This is a genomic window from Vibrio sp. D420a, from assembly GCF_030248625.1.
Taxonomy (GTDB): domain Bacteria; phylum Pseudomonadota; class Gammaproteobacteria; order Enterobacterales; family Vibrionaceae; genus Vibrio; species Vibrio fortis_A.
In genome coordinates this window covers 24,306-38,898 of sequence record NZ_JAHGAN010000035.1, presented here as the reverse complement: position 1 = coordinate 38,898, position 14,593 = coordinate 24,306, and the positions used below count along the sequence as shown (strand labels likewise).

General features: G+C 46.4%; 17 protein-coding genes and 1 other RNA gene. 9 read left to right on the top strand and 9 right to left on the bottom strand.

Annotation, left to right across the window (positions count from 1 at the left end; all coding sequences use genetic code 11):
• Positions 1 to 83: 83 nt before the first annotated feature.
• The 4 genes from KI743_RS20850 to rpoE are packed head-to-tail and all read right to left on the bottom strand — an operon-like array spanning position 84 to position 2,759.
• Complete coding sequence (locus tag KI743_RS20850; RefSeq protein WP_285468006.1) at positions 84 to 554, bottom strand: SoxR reducing system RseC family protein; 471 nt, start codon at positions 552 to 554, stop codon at positions 84 to 86.
• Complete coding sequence (gene rseB, locus KI743_RS20845; RefSeq protein WP_285468005.1) at positions 551 to 1,516, bottom strand: sigma-E factor regulatory protein RseB; 966 nt, start codon at positions 1,514 to 1,516, stop codon at positions 551 to 553. The genes KI743_RS20850 and rseB overlap by 4 nt, the downstream gene beginning before the upstream one ends.
• Entirely contained in the window at positions 1,513 to 2,154 is a 642-nt protein-coding gene (locus KI743_RS20840; protein ID WP_150893427.1) for an RseA family anti-sigma factor, read from the bottom strand. Before KI743_RS20840 ends, rseB begins: the two co-directional genes overlap by 4 nt.
• A 26-nt stretch (positions 2,155 to 2,180) precedes the next feature.
• Positions 2,181 to 2,759 (bottom strand): RNA polymerase sigma factor RpoE, encoded by a 579-nt coding sequence (gene rpoE / locus KI743_RS20835; protein WP_032549813.1) that lies wholly within the window; start codon positions 2,757 to 2,759, stop codon positions 2,181 to 2,183.
• A 389-nt stretch (positions 2,760 to 3,148) separates the two neighbouring features.
• Here rpoE and nadB point away from each other — a divergent pair, with 389 nt between their 5' ends.
• Positions 3,149 to 4,759 (top strand): L-aspartate oxidase, encoded by a 1,611-nt coding sequence (nadB, locus tag KI743_RS20830; RefSeq protein WP_150869287.1) that lies wholly within the window; start codon positions 3,149 to 3,151, stop codon positions 4,757 to 4,759.
• A 10-nt stretch (positions 4,760 to 4,769) separates the two neighbouring features.
• Here nadB and KI743_RS20825 read toward each other — a convergent pair whose 3' ends face one another.
• Positions 4,770 to 5,189 carry a protein YgfX gene (locus KI743_RS20825; RefSeq protein ID WP_373417849.1) on the bottom strand — a complete coding sequence of 140 codons (420 nt, stop codon included), beginning with the start codon at positions 5,187 to 5,189 and terminating at the stop codon, positions 4,770 to 4,772.
• Positions 5,161 to 5,421, bottom strand: coding sequence for a succinate dehydrogenase assembly factor 2 (locus KI743_RS20820; protein ID WP_032549815.1), 261 nt, complete (start codon positions 5,419 to 5,421; stop codon positions 5,161 to 5,163). Before KI743_RS20820 ends, KI743_RS20825 begins: the two co-directional genes overlap by 29 nt.
• Positions 5,422 to 5,589: 168 nt before the next feature.
• Between KI743_RS20820 and ygfZ the strand changes: the two genes are divergently transcribed.
• The 3 genes from ygfZ to KI743_RS20805 all read left to right on the top strand — a co-directional run bounded on the left by ygfZ (position 5,590) and on the right by KI743_RS20805 (position 7,818).
• The gene (ygfZ, locus tag KI743_RS20815; protein ID WP_285468003.1) at positions 5,590 to 6,561 is read left to right on the top strand and encodes a tRNA-modifying protein YgfZ; all 972 of its coding nucleotides are present in this window, start codon (positions 5,590 to 5,592) and stop codon (positions 6,559 to 6,561) included.
• A gap of 6 nt (positions 6,562 to 6,567) precedes the next feature.
• Positions 6,568 to 7,029, top strand: a complete 462-nt coding sequence (locus tag KI743_RS20810; protein WP_285468001.1) for an aminoacyl-tRNA deacylase — start codon at positions 6,568 to 6,570, stop codon at positions 7,027 to 7,029.
• A 582-nt stretch (positions 7,030 to 7,611) separates the two neighbouring features.
• Positions 7,612 to 7,818, top strand: a complete 207-nt coding sequence (locus KI743_RS20805; RefSeq protein WP_032549819.1) for a DUF1107 domain-containing protein — start codon at positions 7,612 to 7,614, stop codon at positions 7,816 to 7,818.
• 81 nt (positions 7,819 to 7,899) lie between these two features.
• Here the strand turns inward: KI743_RS20805 and KI743_RS20800 are convergent, their stop codons facing one another.
• From KI743_RS20800 to KI743_RS20790, 3 genes are read right to left on the bottom strand one after another with little or no spacing between them, the layout of a single operon-like run.
• Positions 7,900 to 9,123, bottom strand: coding sequence for an FAD-dependent 2-octaprenylphenol hydroxylase (locus KI743_RS20800; protein ID WP_285468000.1), 1,224 nt, complete (start codon positions 9,121 to 9,123; stop codon positions 7,900 to 7,902).
• Between the two features lie 11 nt (positions 9,124 to 9,134).
• Positions 9,135 to 10,313, bottom strand: coding sequence for a 2-octaprenyl-6-methoxyphenyl hydroxylase (gene ubiH, locus KI743_RS20795; RefSeq protein ID WP_285467998.1), 1,179 nt, complete (start codon positions 10,311 to 10,313; stop codon positions 9,135 to 9,137).
• 23 nt (positions 10,314 to 10,336) lie between these two features.
• On the bottom strand, positions 10,337 to 10,912 hold the full coding sequence (locus KI743_RS20790) for a YecA family protein (protein ID WP_285467996.1): 576 nt from the start codon (positions 10,910 to 10,912) through the stop codon (positions 10,337 to 10,339).
• 306 nt (positions 10,913 to 11,218) lie between these two features.
• Here KI743_RS20790 and zapA point away from each other — a divergent pair, with 306 nt between their 5' ends.
• The 5 genes from zapA (at position 11,219) to serA (ending at position 14,560) form a co-directional block, all read left to right on the top strand.
• Complete coding sequence (gene zapA, locus KI743_RS20785) at positions 11,219 to 11,527, top strand: cell division protein ZapA (protein ID WP_032549823.1); 309 nt, start codon at positions 11,219 to 11,221, stop codon at positions 11,525 to 11,527.
• Positions 11,528 to 11,537: 10 nt separating this feature from the next.
• A non-coding RNA gene (ssrS, locus tag KI743_RS20780) (6S RNA) lies at positions 11,538 to 11,722 on the top strand.
• Between the two features lie 6 nt (positions 11,723 to 11,728).
• Positions 11,729 to 12,328, top strand: coding sequence for a 5-formyltetrahydrofolate cyclo-ligase (locus tag KI743_RS20775; protein WP_285467994.1), 600 nt, complete (start codon positions 11,729 to 11,731; stop codon positions 12,326 to 12,328).
• 82 nt (positions 12,329 to 12,410) lie between these two features.
• Positions 12,411 to 13,067, top strand: a complete 657-nt coding sequence (gene rpiA, locus KI743_RS20770) for a ribose-5-phosphate isomerase RpiA (RefSeq protein WP_032549825.1) — start codon at positions 12,411 to 12,413, stop codon at positions 13,065 to 13,067.
• A 263-nt stretch (positions 13,068 to 13,330) separates the two neighbouring features.
• Complete coding sequence (gene serA, locus KI743_RS20765; RefSeq protein WP_032549826.1) at positions 13,331 to 14,560, top strand: phosphoglycerate dehydrogenase; 1,230 nt, start codon at positions 13,331 to 13,333, stop codon at positions 14,558 to 14,560.
• The last annotated feature ends 33 nt before the right edge of the window (positions 14,561 to 14,593 follow it).

The following is a 14,593-nucleotide window of genomic DNA, read 5'->3' as shown; positions in this document are numbered from 1 at the left end:
GACCGCGTTTCATAGACTGCGGTGGCGGCATTTCAATCAAGTTGGCAGATTCTACCCAATTTAACCGCAATACGCATCATAAATTAGACAAGCGGCTCACCAAGGATTCGAATCAACACCACTTGCTGCTTCGATTTGTCTTCCATTGGTTTGGCCAAACGTTTTGCAAGGGCAATACCACCAGCTGTAAATATAGCAGCAGACAGAATAACTGCGCCCTCTCCGACTCCAAGTAAAGGCGCTAACAGCAGTTGACCAAAGGCAGCACCGAGCATCATCATGAACAATGGAACGAGGTACACTAGAGCTGCCGACTCCAGCAGACTCCTTTCAGGAAAACCTATCTCGACGATTTGTCCAGCTTTCACAAGGTTCTTGGTCGTTAATTGCCAGAAAAGGGACTTATTGCCAACGGCTTTGGTCACGATACCAGTGCCACAACTCTTTTGAGAGGAACATCTGCTGCAACTGGTTTGTTGCTCGCAGCTCAATTGCACATGATAGTGAGCGCCCTGTTTCTCAACGGCGCTCACGGTAGCCAATGCGGTCATCATTGGCTTGTACCTTGATTAGCAGCAAATTGCACCGATTGTGCGATACGCTGCGCGGTTGCAGGAGGAATATCTCCGACTACTGAGATCTCGTTATCACCACTCACTAAGCTATGCAGGGTACGACGACCTTGGCGCACAAGCTGACCTTTAAGAGAGTGCTCATCTCTGTCTGAGATATAAACCGAGAAGCTAAATAGACCGTCACTAAACATCTGGCTTTCAACCATCTTATTGGTTGTTGCCATTGGGTAGCGGTTTAGCTCTTTCGCTTCAAATCCATCAGGAATCCAAGAGACACGCCAATCGCTTTCCCCCACTACACCATCGGGTAAAGAGAGCACTTTCGGTAGCTGAGCGTTGTTCAGCCCTGCCATCGCTTCTGCAATCTTGTCGTTAACCACATAAGAAATCGTACGGTACTGCTCTAGAATTTCACCATCTCGGTCGAGCAGATCCGCTCGTAGAGGCAGATTCGTATTCTCATCAACCCAAAGAACATAGGAGTAACGCAGGCCGTCTTTTGGCACCACACGCAACACTTGCGTTGTCGTACCGGCTTCACGCGCACGCCCTACCTTCACGAAGTCGTAATACTCGTTCAGGATATCAATGTCGTTATTCAACATCGGAATAACTGGTGCAACCATATTGCCAGACTCAATCGTAAAAGGTTCAGTACCTGGTTCGATGTAGCTGACTTCATTGCCGCGACGAATCACTTCGCGTACAGGACCACTTAGGTAGACAAGGTGAGCGAGTTGCTGTTCATCACTTACGGCATGACGATACAAGAGCGGTTCAATACTGCTCTTCTTGATCAGTATGTAGGAAAGTTCGTAATTTAAATGCTGACTGGCCTCGTTCATTTGATGCAATAAGGCCTTTGCAGAGGGCTCTTCTGCAAAGGCGCTTGGAGAGATCAAGCTGAACAGTGTCAGTGCACTGACCAGGTATTTCTTCATTCAATATCCGATTCTAGACGCGACTCATTTTCAGTCGACGCGTCGTTGTTTAATCTCAATTGCAACTCGTAATCTTGCAACATAGCGTGTACGCGCTTGCGCTGCTCTTGCAAGTTAGCATCTGTTACCGGTTTCTCAACAGATTCACGAGTTAGGCTTACTGGTTCTACCGAACCGGCAAACGGGATAGTTTGCAGTACAGGCAGTTGTTCTGCTTCAGGCGCGGCAGGATCGCTACCACCATACTGTTGAACACCCAAAATAACCGCCAACGACACACAAGCCGCAACGGCAACTTGACCAAACTGCTGCAGCCAAGCTGGCATCTGGCGTTTTGCTTGTTGAGGTTTAGGTTGTTCTTCTTGCACTTCTGGAGCAACAGTTTGTGTCTGCTCTGGGCGCAATGAATGCACATTGTTGAGTTTGTTGTGCGCAGGCTCATTCTCAAGCGCCGCAGCAACACTATCCGCAATGTTCCACTCTAGCGTTTCTGGCGCATCGCCTCGCATGACATCACCGATTAAATGGTAACTCTGCCAGGTATCCTTGCTTTCTTGATCGGACTCCAACTCTGCAATCAGAGCTTTATCGATCGTTTCACCATCCATGAGTGCCGAAAGCTTTTCTTTATCAGCCATTATTTTCACCATAATTATTACAAGTTTTAGCGCTGCAAAAGAGGTTTAATTTTCTTTTCCACCGCTTCACGAGCACGGAAAATACGCGAACGTACGGTTCCTACAGGGCAATCCATTACTTCTGCAATCTCTTCGTAACTCAAGCCTTCAAGTTCGCGTAAGGTCATTGCAGTTTTCAAGTCTTCCGGTAGCGCTTCAATTGCTCCGAAAACGACTTCTTTCAATTCTTTCGACAGCGTTAAGTTCTCAGGGTTCGAAATTTCTTTCAATGCGCTGCCAGTTTCAAAATATTCTGCATCATCTGCATCTACATCGGTTGCAGGAGGCCTACGGCTCTGTGCAACTATGTGATTTTTTGCTGTGTTCACGGCAATTCGGTACAACCATGTGTAGAAGGCACTCTCGCCTCTAAAGTTTGGTATCGCGCGGTAAGCCTTTATAAACGCTTCCTGTGCCACATCAGCCACATCACCGGAATTATTCACGTAGCGAGAGATAAGATTGCAAACTTTGTTTTGATACTTAACCACTAACAGGTTAAATGCTTGCTTATCTCCACTCTGAACTCGCTCAATCAACACTTGATCGGTTAGCTGCTCGTTCATTCGAGCGGGTACTCCTATTGTTATCACCCTTACCTTCTCAGATATGGGTACTAATTATGCGAAATGTAGTATTGACACCACTGTCTACATGAGCACTATTGTGACTAGGTCAAATAAGGAAAGTTCCAACTTTCTTAAAATTATTTGCCATTATTGTTTCACAATGTGATGTAATAAAAATAGCTACCCCTATCAATTTGGGGAAACTTAAGCAAAAGCAATGGTATTGAGCAATTAAATATTTCTAGATAGCTGTCTATATCTTGATTCTGCATTGTCTTTAAGGACTCATTGAGACTGAGTATAACAGTCGTTAAAGCCCTCCTAAAACAAGACAACGTCAATTTAGAGTGGACAACTCGACTATAGCCCGGGATTTAAAAAGTTTTATGAACGCAAACCGTGAACATCAATGTGATGTATTAGTGGTGGGGAGTGGTGCTGCTGGCTTGTCATTAGCCTTACGCGTCGCTGAACATGCAAAAGTAATCGTATTAAGCAAAGGACCACGTAGCGAAGGATCGACGTACTACGCACAGGGTGGTATCGCGGCAGTATTTGACGAATCGGACAGCATTGAGTCGCACGTTGAAGATACGCAAATTGCTGGCGCTGGGTTATGTGAAGAAGACACCGTTCAATTCATTGCTGAGAATGCTAAAGAGTGTGTGCAATGGCTAATCGATGGCGGTGTGCCTTTCGATAAAGACGAAAACAGCACTGAAGGTCAGCCTAAATACCACCTGACTCGTGAAGGCGGCCACAGCCACCGACGTATCCTACACGCAGCAGATGCAACCGGCATGGCAATGCAGACCTCTCTGCAAGACAACGTTAATAACCACCCAAACATTGAGATCTTCGAGCGCCATAATGCCCTCGACTTGATCACTGAAGATAAAATTGGTGGCTCAAAAGATAAAGTTATCGGTGCCTATATTTGGAACCGTAACCAAGAGCAAGTAGAAACCGTTCGTGCGAAATTCGTGGTACTTGCCACTGGTGGTGCCTCGAAAGTTTACCAGTACACATCCAACCCAGATGTCTCTTCTGGTGATGGTATTGCGATCGCTTGGCGTGCGGGTTGTCGTGTTGCGAACCTTGAGTTCAACCAGTTCCACCCGACTTGTCTATTCCACCCTGAAGCTCGTAACTTCTTGTTAACTGAAGCTCTTCGCGGTGAAGGTGCGTATCTACGCCGCCCTGACGGCACTCGCTTTATGAAAGATTTCGACGAGCGTGGTGAGCTAGCCCCTCGTGATGTGGTGGCTCGCGCTATCGACTTTGAGATGAAGCGTCTTGGCGCCGATTGCATGTATGTGGACATCAGCCACAAGCCTGAAGAGTTCATCACCGCGCACTTCCCAATGATTCACACGCGCTTGATGGATCTTGGTATCGATATGACCAAAGAGCCGATCCCAATTGTTCCTGCTGCGCACTACACCTGTGGTGGCGTGATGGTGAACAAGGATGGCCAGACCGACCTGCAAAACCTCTACGCGATTGGTGAGGTAAGCTACACCGGTCTTCACGGTGCGAACCGCATGGCATCAAACTCACTGCTAGAGTGTGTCGTTTACGCTTGGTCCGCAGCCAAACACATAGTCGAGAACATCGAACAATCTCAACTGTGTGCAGCACTACCAGCATGGGATGAGAGCCAAGTGACCAACAGTGACGAAGAAGTCATCATCCAGCACAACTGGCATGAACTGCGTCTGTTTATGTGGGATTACATGGGTATCGTACGTACTGATAAGCGTCTTGAGCGCGCTATGCGTCGTATTCAGATGCTGCAACAAGAGACTCACGAATACTACAGTCACTTTAAGGTTTCGAACAACCTACTAGAACTGCGTAACCTACTGCAAGTTGCTGAGCTAATGGTGCGCTGTGCGATGCAACGTAAAGAGAGCCGCGGTTTGCATTATACGCTGGACTACCCTGAACTGGCTGAAGACAGTGGTCCAACAATCCTGACGCCGAACAAAAACTAAGGCGAAAAAATTACGACTTAAAGGGAGCATGGTGCTCCCTTTTTGTTTTTAGCCACACCAATAAATAACGATAGTCCGCTTCACAAAAGCTATCCCGCCATACAATGACTGGCTCACCTTCACTGAACTTCAGCATCACAAACAGAGAACGGAAAATAGTATCGCTTGATTGAAGAACACGTTTCTGCCCATTGACCGTTATCTCTTGGTTAGGTCTAAGCTCTATCGCACCCGTCGCTATTGGCCAGCCAATTTTATTATCGCGCATCATCAGGTACAGCAGTGCGAAGATGCAAGGAGTGACAACAAGAGGGATATTTGACGTAATGACAAAAAACAAAAGGCACCACAGAGTGGCGCCTTTTGCGAATAATGCGTAATACGAAGGGCTAAGCTTGAGCTTAACGAACCTTGCTGAGGTTGTGTGCAACAATTTTGTCGACCATTGATGCGTGACCTAGGTTTTCACTACGACCGTGACCCATCACCCATGTAAACAGATCGGGATCATCACATTCTAGTAGCGAAACAAAATCACGTTGCTCCTGCTCTTGCAATGAATCAAAACATTCCTCAAAAAAGGGCATGATGACTACATCAAGCTCTAACATACCGCGACGGCAGCCCCATTTAATTCGTGCTTTCTGCTCTGCAGTGTACATTGGTTATCCTCACCTATTATTTTTCTCTCTTCGAGTGTAACAACTCATAAGCGCTGCAACTAGCATAGTCGTCTCAGTCCCTATCTCAGCTCACAAAAAAACCTAGGCTGACAAAAAAAACGAACCGGATTAACATAGATACAAATCAAATTTCTCAGGAAAGGCAAAATGGATTGGAAAAACACGTTTCAACCACTTAATCACACGCACAACGACACACTTCCAGAAGTGATGATGACACACATCTCTGACTGGGGTGCGATTACTATGGTAGGCGACGACAAGAAGTCTTACCTACAAGGCCAAGTAACGTGCGACGTAGTACAGCTAGCGCGTGATGAGTCAACGCTAGGCGCACACTGTGATGCGAAGGGTAAAGTGTGGAGCATTTTCCGCCTATTCCACCACAATGATGGTTACGCCCTACTCCAACCAAAGTCAGCGATTGAAGTTGAGCTTCAGGAAATCAAAAAGTACGCGGTATTCTCTAAGGTAACCATTGAGCAGACTGAAGACGTTGTCCTTGGCATCATGGGTTCTCAAGCTGATAGCTTTATCGATACTCTTTCTGAAGAGCGTGGCAATGTACGTGCGATCGAAGGCGGTAGCGCTGTGAAAGTCGCGGGTTCTCGCTGGGCGCTACTTGTGACTTCAGACGCGGCACAAACATTAGTTGAAGGCAGCTCAGTTGAAAAAGTTTCCGAAACGCTGTGGCAATACTTTGAGATCATGGAGGCTCAACCAAAGCTGTCTGCAGCAGAGCAGAATGAACACATCCCGCAAGCGCTGAACTTACAAGCGATTGGCGGCATCAGTTTTAGCAAGGGTTGTTACACTGGCCAAGAGACAGTGGCACGCGCGAAATACCGTGGCATGAACAAGCGTGAAATGCGCATTGTATCTGGTACGACCGAGCAACCACTAACGTTGGATTCAGCGATTGAACTAGAGCGCAGCGTAGGTGAAAACTGGCGTGGTGCAGGCCGTCTTCTGAACGTCTACCAATTCTCTGATAACACAGCTATTGGCCTGATTGTTCTACCGAATAATTTAGATGATGATGTTGAACTGCGCCTTGCCGAGCAACCAGAACACAAATGGACTATCCAACCGCTACCTTATAGCTTGGAAGAAGAGTAATTTCCTTTGAAAACGGTAATTACAGATTGGTTGGATCAACAGCAGGTGGCCTACCGCCTGCTATTGCAAGATAAAGAAACCACTTCGATTGAAGAGACAGCGCAGGCTCGAGGTATTGAGCCGTCACAAATGGTCAAATGTATTCTGCTGCGAGATATGGGCAATCAGTACGCGCTAGCGTGTGCACCGGGCGACAAGTCAATTGATCCCAAAAAAGTGCGAGCCGTGCTCAATTGCCGCCGAATGACCTGTGTATCCCAACAAGATGTTGAATCGGTCACTGGCTTTAAAGTCGGTTGTGTTGGCCCACTAGCACTTAAGCGCTATATGCCGATCATTTTTGATCGCTCTCTTCAACAGAATAAAATTGTCACCATCAGTTCTGGTGAGCGATTGGCTGGGATCGCCCTGGATCTCAACGATCTTATGAACCTATGTGCGCCAATTGAAGCCGAGATCTGCAAATAGCCTCAATTACAGATCGATCTTAATCTCAAAAGCACTAAGCTATGTATGAAAATTCTCATAATAATTGAGACATTTATCATATTTACCAGACCGACCAGAAAATATATTTAGTCAAAATTAAAGCATAACTAGTCAAGAGGGCTATTCTAGGGTAGTCTACATTCACTGGTTAGGTTTTAATCAAAGCGATAACTAACCAGTCAAAGTGAATCCACTGAGTAACGTCAGTCATCCACTTTTGTGTAATGCATCTGTGACTATTCGCCCGTTTTTGAACGGGCTTTTTTTATGCAAAAAATTTACACTTTTATTACACAAATAAAGAATTTACGCCTATTCTTAACTTTGCTAACAATGCGCTGCCTAAAGCCCAGACAGGAAAGTCAGCAGGCAGTTCACTAAACCCACTGTTTTTGAGGAGAAGCTCACGATAAAAACGATATTTGCTAGTAAATCTGCTTACTGCAGCACAAATATCTACTAAGAGACAACTCTACTGCATATTACTCCACGCTTATCACAATTATTCCCCCGGAGATTTTCTATAATATGCTGGCTAGGTAAAGATAAGGATAAGAAAAAATGAGACTGTTTAAGCGCTATACACCCGGTATGATTGCTAAACATGTAAGTCGACTTTTTAAAGGACGAATCTACATTTACGGCGTTGGGAAATTTGAATTTGATAACGGTAAACTGGTTCTGCCAGAGAGGGCTGAAAAGCGCCATTTTGATACCGTCAAAGAGATAAATAATGAAATTATGAAGCTAAGGTGCGCTTACGCTTAATCAACATAATTATCGACTGAATACAGAAAAGGGTTGGCACTGCCAACCCTTTTGCGTTTCTAGAAACCTGAGCATTTATCATTAATTGGTGTTTACTGGTCGCTTAGCAAGCTCCGGTAGATTACCGGTTAAACCTAGTGCACGTTTCATGATTTCGTCTTTTGCCCCAGGCAGCTGTCCAGCAAGTTTCATCCCCAAACCACGAATCAACTTCTTAGCTGGGTTATCTCCTTCAAACAGGTCTTTAAAGCCCTGCATCGAAGCAATCATTTTCGCCGCTTCAGCTTTACGCCAGCGTTCGTAGCTGCGTAGATTACGCTTGGTTCCGATGTCTTCACCCGCTTCCCACAGCTTGATCAACTCTTGCGCTAGACTCGCTGCATCAAGCAAACCAAGATTCACGCCTTGGCCTGCTAATGGATGAATGGTGTGGGCTGCATCACCGACCAAAGCCACGCGCTCTACGGCAAAGTCACGCGCATAACGCATACGAAGTGGGAAGGCAAAGCGTTCACCAACTACGCTACATAGGCCAAGCTTGGCATCAAACTCTGTCGTTAGGTGCTTGTTGAACTCTTGTTCGGACATCGATACCAATTTCTCGGCACGATTCGGCTCGGTTGACCATACGATTGAGCTCATATTTGGCGACTGCATTGGCAAAAACGCCAATGGACCTTGCGGTGTGAAGATCTGACGCGCAACACTGTCATGCGCAGATTCAGTGCGAATGTTTGCCACTATCGCGCTGTGCCCATAGTCCCAATGTGTGAGTGGGATATCTTGCTGTCTGCGAACCCATGAGTTTGCGCCATCAGCACCAACAACCAGCTTGGCCGTCAAGGCCTGACCATTATCTAGAGTCAGCCAAGCTTCACTTTCACCAATAGCCAAAGATTGGCATGTAGCTGGCATATACAAGCTCACATTGTCCTGCTTTTTCACTTGATCCAACAGTGCCAGTTGAATCACTCGGTTCTCAACAATATGACCAAGATTTGGCTGCGCCAGACGAGTGGAATCAAACTCGATGCGTGCAAAGCTGTCTTGCTCCCACACTTCCATCGCTTGATAAGGTGCAGCACGTCGCTGTTCAATACCGCGCCATGCGCCTAGATTACGTAATATCACTTCGCTTGAACGGCTCAATGCCGACACACGAACATCCGGCAGTTCATTCAATCCTTCGCTCGGCGCTTTGCCTTCAATCACAGCGATTCTTAGATCACTATCTTTAAGGGCTGCGGCTAATGCCAATCCAACCATGCCACCGCCAACAATAGCGATATCAACACTTTGCATCATTATTTTCTACCTTATCTCTCAACCAAGCCTAGCGTGTGGCGCAATAAAGGGCCTTTAAGGGGTGAGATGTTATCCATTGCTGCCAATCCGAGATTACGACCTAAGCGTGTAGCTGGCCAGTCATTTGAAAACAGGTGAACCAGACCTGAAGTGAGTGAAATCGTGGTTTCACGATCCGACTCTCGACGTTTTCTAAAGCGTGTTAACCCTGAGTAGTGGCCTGCATCATCCAGTTGCCCACATACCTCTTCCGCTAGCGATGCAACATCGCGAATGCCGAGGTTAAATCCTTGTCCCGCAATTGGGTGTAGGGTTTGTGCGGCATTGCCAACAATCGCGAATCGATGGGAGATGTTCTGTTGTCGATGACGCAAAATCAGCGGGTAACTCGCCCTCTGTCCTACCTTTTCCAACTTGCCTAGGCGCCAACCAAAGACGTCTTGCAATTGCTCAAGAAAGGCTATGTCATCTAACGCCATTACCTTCTCAGCTTGTTCTGGCGGCAGACACCAAACTAAAGACAAACGGTTATCAGTCATCGGTAATAACGCGACTGGGCCATGCTCAGTAAAGCGCTCAAATGCACGTCCAGCATGCGGTTCGTTCGCGACAATATTTGCGATAACGGCAACCTGACCAAAGTCGTGTTCGTTCAGAGTAATACCTAAACACTCACAGCAAGTCGAGATGGCGCCATCAGCTGCCACCAACAACTTCGTAGAAATCGTCTCGCCGCAACTCAGTTCAATATCCGTATGCTCAAGATGGCGAGTAATCTCACTCACCGAGGATGGACAAAACAGAGTGATATTGCTTTCAACCTCAAGTTTCTCTTGGTATATACGCCCAACATCAGCAAGTTCTACCACGTAGCCTAGGGCATCCACTGCGAGCTGTTCGCTAAAGATATCCGTCATCCCTGCATGACCGCGGTCTGAGACATGAATATCTTTGATCGCCGTCGCTACCGGTAAGATCGATGACCACAATTGGAGAGACTCTAAAATCTGCACCGTTCCGTAAGAGAGTGCGATAGAGCGAGAATCAAACCCAGGGTGAGCACTATGGTCAACCTGATACGGTTCAACCACAGCTATCGATAAAGAGCGTTGACTTAACTGGTTGAGGGCTAAAGCAAGTGTTACGCCTGCCATTGCTCCACCAGCAATTACCACATCAAATTGAGCCATCGTGACCTCTAAACTCGAAACAATTAGTGAATGGTTGGTGCACTATCTTCTGATGGACGAGCACCGAACTCAGCATGAATCGTTAATGCACATGCCTTAACGTGTTCAATAACCTGTTCAAGTAGCTGTGCTTGTTCGTCTAGGTCGTCGTCTTCATCGATGCCTAACTTTGCCATCTCTTCCAGATCAGCCAATGCTTCTTTGGTCTCATCTGACGCTTTGTTCAGTTGCGCACCAACCAAGCCTAAACCTGAGATAAAGTGGTTAATCCAGTCTGATACACCATCCGCCAGATCAAACAGGCTTGCACTCGCGTCTTCGTCCGGAAGTAACATAGAAAGCTCCATGCCTGAGCCTGTAATTTCACTGGTTGTTACTTTCAGCGTTGCTTCTGCCAGTGTTAGTGCACGATCCGGCCACCCCATTCCGTCGTTGGTGTAATCAAAGATCAATGGCTGCCAGCTTCTATCTGCAAGGCTTAACCCACCGCTCAGCATCCCTGTTAATAGGCCATGCATTTCTGCAGGCGTTACAGCAAGGCTTGCTGATTGCAATTCAGTTGCAACCGTTAGGTAGTCAGGTAAAGTAGTTTCGCTCATCAGATAACTCGCTCAGTTGTTCTTTATATCAATCTATTAATCGTACCACTTCACCCCAATTCTAGTAAGCGAAGATCCTTAGCAATTGCAGCAAGAGTGACTACCAAATGTTCAATTTGCTGAATTACTGTGTGCTCAAGCTCTCATTTACAAACAGTCACCCTGAAAAGCTTGAATCTTAATAGCGGTTTACCTATAGTTTCCTCCTCAGAGGAGTTAGCTTCCTCATCGGTGCTGGCACTTTTTCTTTCTCATAATGACAAAGGGCAACGGCCTTAGAATAGCGCGTTAAAGAGTTCATCCATCATGAGTAATCAAGCGGTAGACGTTGAAATATTAGGTAAATTGACTCGAGTTAATTGTCCTGCAGGGCAAGAAGAGTCATTAATCGCAGCGGCGGCCGATCTTGATAATCGATTGAAAGAGATGGCTGAACGTACTAAGGTAACCAATGAAGTTAAGCTGCTAACTATCGCTGCTCTTAACATCTGTTATGAGCTACAAACGAAGAAGTTCGAAGCTAACGACGAACAAAACGCACTGACCGAGCGCATGGAAAAGCTCACTGCATCGCTTTCAGATGTACTCAGTAAGGTTAAGCACGGACAGCAATAGCGTACACAAATTTACCCTGGAGTGTTTGTCAGAGGATTCACGTCCCCGAGCCGATAAGCAATCCCTAAGGGTTAGTACTTGAGTACTATTGAGCATGCTCGGCCCGTACCGAGAAGCCTACGGTAATCATTGCTGATCCGCCTTGAACTCGCTGGTTCAAGGGCCATCTATTCTCAACGGCACTTTGGGGTATCCCTTCTTATGAAGACGCTCACTCGTAACGAGTTTCGCACTCTCATCCGACAGAAACGTAAAGCACTTTCTACTCTTGAACAGCAGCAAGCTGGCTTAGATCTCGTTGAACGTTGTTCAACCTTAAACGACATCCATAAAGCGCAACATATCGCCCTTTATATATCTACCGACGGTGAGCTTGATACACAGCTGCTGATCGAATGGCTATGGTCGCAAGACAAAGATGTCTACCTGCCAGTACTGCACCCTTTTTCGGAAGGACATCTTCTATTCTTGCGCTACGCGGCAGATACACCAACGGTGCACAATAAATATGGCATTGTAGAACCCAAGCTCGACCAAACTCAGGTTAAGCCTGTGCGTGAGCTCGATATTATCTTTACACCACTGGTTGGCTTTGACTCCGATGGGCACCGCTTAGGTATGGGAGGCGGCTACTACGATCGCACGTTAGCACCTTGGTTCAAAACTGGCGTTGGAGCAACACCCATTGGGCTTGCTCATGATTGTCAGCACGTTGAGCAGCTACCTACCGAAAACTGGGACATCCCGTTACCTAAAATCGTGACTCCGAGTAAAACTTGGCAATGGGAAATTGATGACTAAAGCGCTATAATCCGCCCGCAAACGTTAACTTACACGTACGCTCTATTTATTCAAAAAAGCACGACCTATTCAGGAGATTGGCATGACTCAAGATGAAATGAAAAAAGCGGCTGGTTGGGCAGCACTTCAGTATGTTGAAGAAGGCAGCATTGTGGGTGTTGGTACTGGCTCTACAGTAAATCACTTCATCGACGCACTAGGCACAATGAAAGACAAGATCAAAGGTGCCGTTTCTAGCTCTGTAGCATCTACACAACGTCTAGAAGAACTAGAGATCAAAGTGTATGAGTGTAACGACGTTGCGAAACTCGACATCTACGTTGATGGCGCGGACGAAATCAACCCAACTCGTGACATGATTAAAGGCGGCGGCGCTGCTCTTACTCGCGAAAAGATTGTTGCTGCAATCTCTGAAAAATTTGTTTGTATTGTTGATGGCACTAAAGCCGTTGACGTACTAGGCAAGTTCCCACTGCCAGTAGAAGTTATCCCTATGGCTCGCTCTTACGTAGCGCGCGAGCTTGTAAAACTAGGTGGTGACCCGGTTTACCGTGAAGGCTGTATCACAGATAACGGCAACGTGATCTTAGACGTGCATGGCATGGCGATTGAAAATCCAAAACAGATGGAAGACATCATCAACGGTATTGCTGGTGTTGTAACTGTTGGTCTATTTGCTCACCGTGGTGCTGATGTTGTCATTACAGGCACCCCTGAAGGCGCAAAAATCGAAGAATAACAAACCAGTAATAGTGCTACTTTCTGTTACTTCATTACATACGGTGCCTAAGGGCACCGTTTTTTTTGCTTAGCTTCTGTAAAATTATGGCTTATTCCGTAATTTTCTTACCCAAATCATTTTTTTTTTGTTACTTTATTGTTCAGAAGACGCACAGGGAAAACGTTTGTCTCCTAACAAAATGGTTAGTTTTATCCCCTTAAGCCATTTTGTAGCACGTGCGCCGCATTTGCCCAACCTTTCCATTTTAAAGGACGAGAACAATGGCCAAAGTTTCACTGGAAAAAGATAAGATTAAAATTCTGCTGTTAGAGGGACTTCACCCTTCTTCAGTTGAAGTACTACAAGCCGCCGGTTACACCAATATTGAATATCATAAAGGCTCCCTACCTGAAGAAGAGCTACTAGAAGCAGTTAAAGATGCGCACTTTATTGGTATCCGTTCTCGTACAAATCTATCCCAAGAAGTCATCGATGCAGCTGAGAAGCTGGTTGCAATCGGCTGTTTCTGTATCGGTACTAACCAAGTTGACCTAGATGCTGCGGCTAAGCGCGGTGTGCCTGTGTTTAACGCACCTTTCTCAAACACACGTAGTGTTGCTGAGCTGGTGCTAGGTCAGGTACTTCTACTTCTACGTGGTATTCCAGAGAAGAACGCACTTGCGCACCGTGGTATTTGGAAAAAGAGTGCAGACAACTCTTACGAAGCGCGTGGTAAACGCTTAGGTATCATCGGTTACGGCCACATCGGTACTCAGCTAGGTATCATTGCTGAAAACTTAGGTATGCGCGTTTACTTCTACGACATCGAGAACAAGCTGTCGCTAGGTAACGCAACGCAAGTTCATACTATGACTGAGCTTTTGAATAAGTGTGATGTGATTTCTCTGCATGTTCCTGAAACAAACGAAACCAAGAACATGATGGGTAAAGAAGAATTCGACCGCATGAAGCCGGGCGCTATCTTTATCAATGCGGCACGTGGCACGGTTGTAGATATCCCAGCACTATGCGGTGCACTTGATTCGGGTCACTTAGGTGGTGCAGCGATTGATGTATTCCCAACAGAGCCTAAAACTAATGCTGACCCATTTGAGTCACCATTAATGCAGTTCGATAACGTGATCCTAACACCGCACGTAGGTGGTTCTACTCAGGAAGCGCAAGAGAACATCGGTGTAGAAGTAGCGGGTAAACTGGCTAAGTATTCAGACAACGGTTCAACGCTATCAAGTGTTAACTTCCCAGAGGTATCTTTACCGCTGCATACAGGTACATCACGCCTGCTGCACATCCACGAAAACCGTCCAGGTATCCTGACTCAAATCAACACCATCTTCGCTGAAGAAGGCATTAACATTGCAGGTCAGTATCTACAAACGGCAGCTGACATGGGTTACGTAGTCATTGATGTTGAAGCGGATCGCTCTGAAGAAGCACTGCTGAAACTGAAAGAGATTGAAGGCACGATCCGTGCTCGTCTACTTCACTAATCTCTCCGTTTAGCTGATGTAAAAAAGGCTCTC

Coding starts and splice junctions, on each gene's coding strand:
- KI743_RS20850 (WP_285468006.1), bottom strand. CDS start 554: ATGATGACCGCATTGGCTACCGTGAGCGCCGTTGAGAAACAGGGCGCT.
- rseB (WP_285468005.1), bottom strand. CDS start 1,516: ATGAAGAAATACCTGGTCAGTGCACTGACACTGTTCAGCTTGATCTCT.
- KI743_RS20840 (WP_150893427.1), bottom strand. CDS start 2,154: ATGGCTGATAAAGAAAAGCTTTCGGCACTCATGGATGGTGAAACGATC.
- rpoE (WP_032549813.1), bottom strand. CDS start 2,759: ATGAACGAGCAGCTAACCGATCAAGTGTTGATTGAGCGAGTTCAGAGT.
- nadB (WP_150869287.1), top strand. CDS start 3,149: ATGAACGCAAACCGTGAACATCAATGTGATGTATTAGTGGTGGGGAGT.
- KI743_RS20820 (WP_032549815.1), bottom strand. CDS start 5,421: ATGTACACTGCAGAGCAGAAAGCACGAATTAAATGGGGCTGCCGTCGC.
- ygfZ (WP_285468003.1), top strand. CDS start 5,590: ATGGATTGGAAAAACACGTTTCAACCACTTAATCACACGCACAACGAC.
- KI743_RS20805 (WP_032549819.1), top strand. CDS start 7,612: ATGAGACTGTTTAAGCGCTATACACCCGGTATGATTGCTAAACATGTA.
- KI743_RS20800 (WP_285468000.1), bottom strand. CDS start 9,123: ATGATGCAAAGTGTTGATATCGCTATTGTTGGCGGTGGCATGGTTGGA.
- ubiH (WP_285467998.1), bottom strand. CDS start 10,313: ATGGCTCAATTTGATGTGGTAATTGCTGGTGGAGCAATGGCAGGCGTA.
- KI743_RS20790 (WP_285467996.1), bottom strand. CDS start 10,912: ATGAGCGAAACTACTTTACCTGACTACCTAACGGTTGCAACTGAATTG.
- zapA (WP_032549823.1), top strand. CDS start 11,219: ATGAGTAATCAAGCGGTAGACGTTGAAATATTAGGTAAATTGACTCGA.
- KI743_RS20775 (WP_285467994.1), top strand. CDS start 11,729: ATGAAGACGCTCACTCGTAACGAGTTTCGCACTCTCATCCGACAGAAA.
- rpiA (WP_032549825.1), top strand. CDS start 12,411: ATGACTCAAGATGAAATGAAAAAAGCGGCTGGTTGGGCAGCACTTCAG.
- serA (WP_032549826.1), top strand. CDS start 13,331: ATGGCCAAAGTTTCACTGGAAAAAGATAAGATTAAAATTCTGCTGTTA.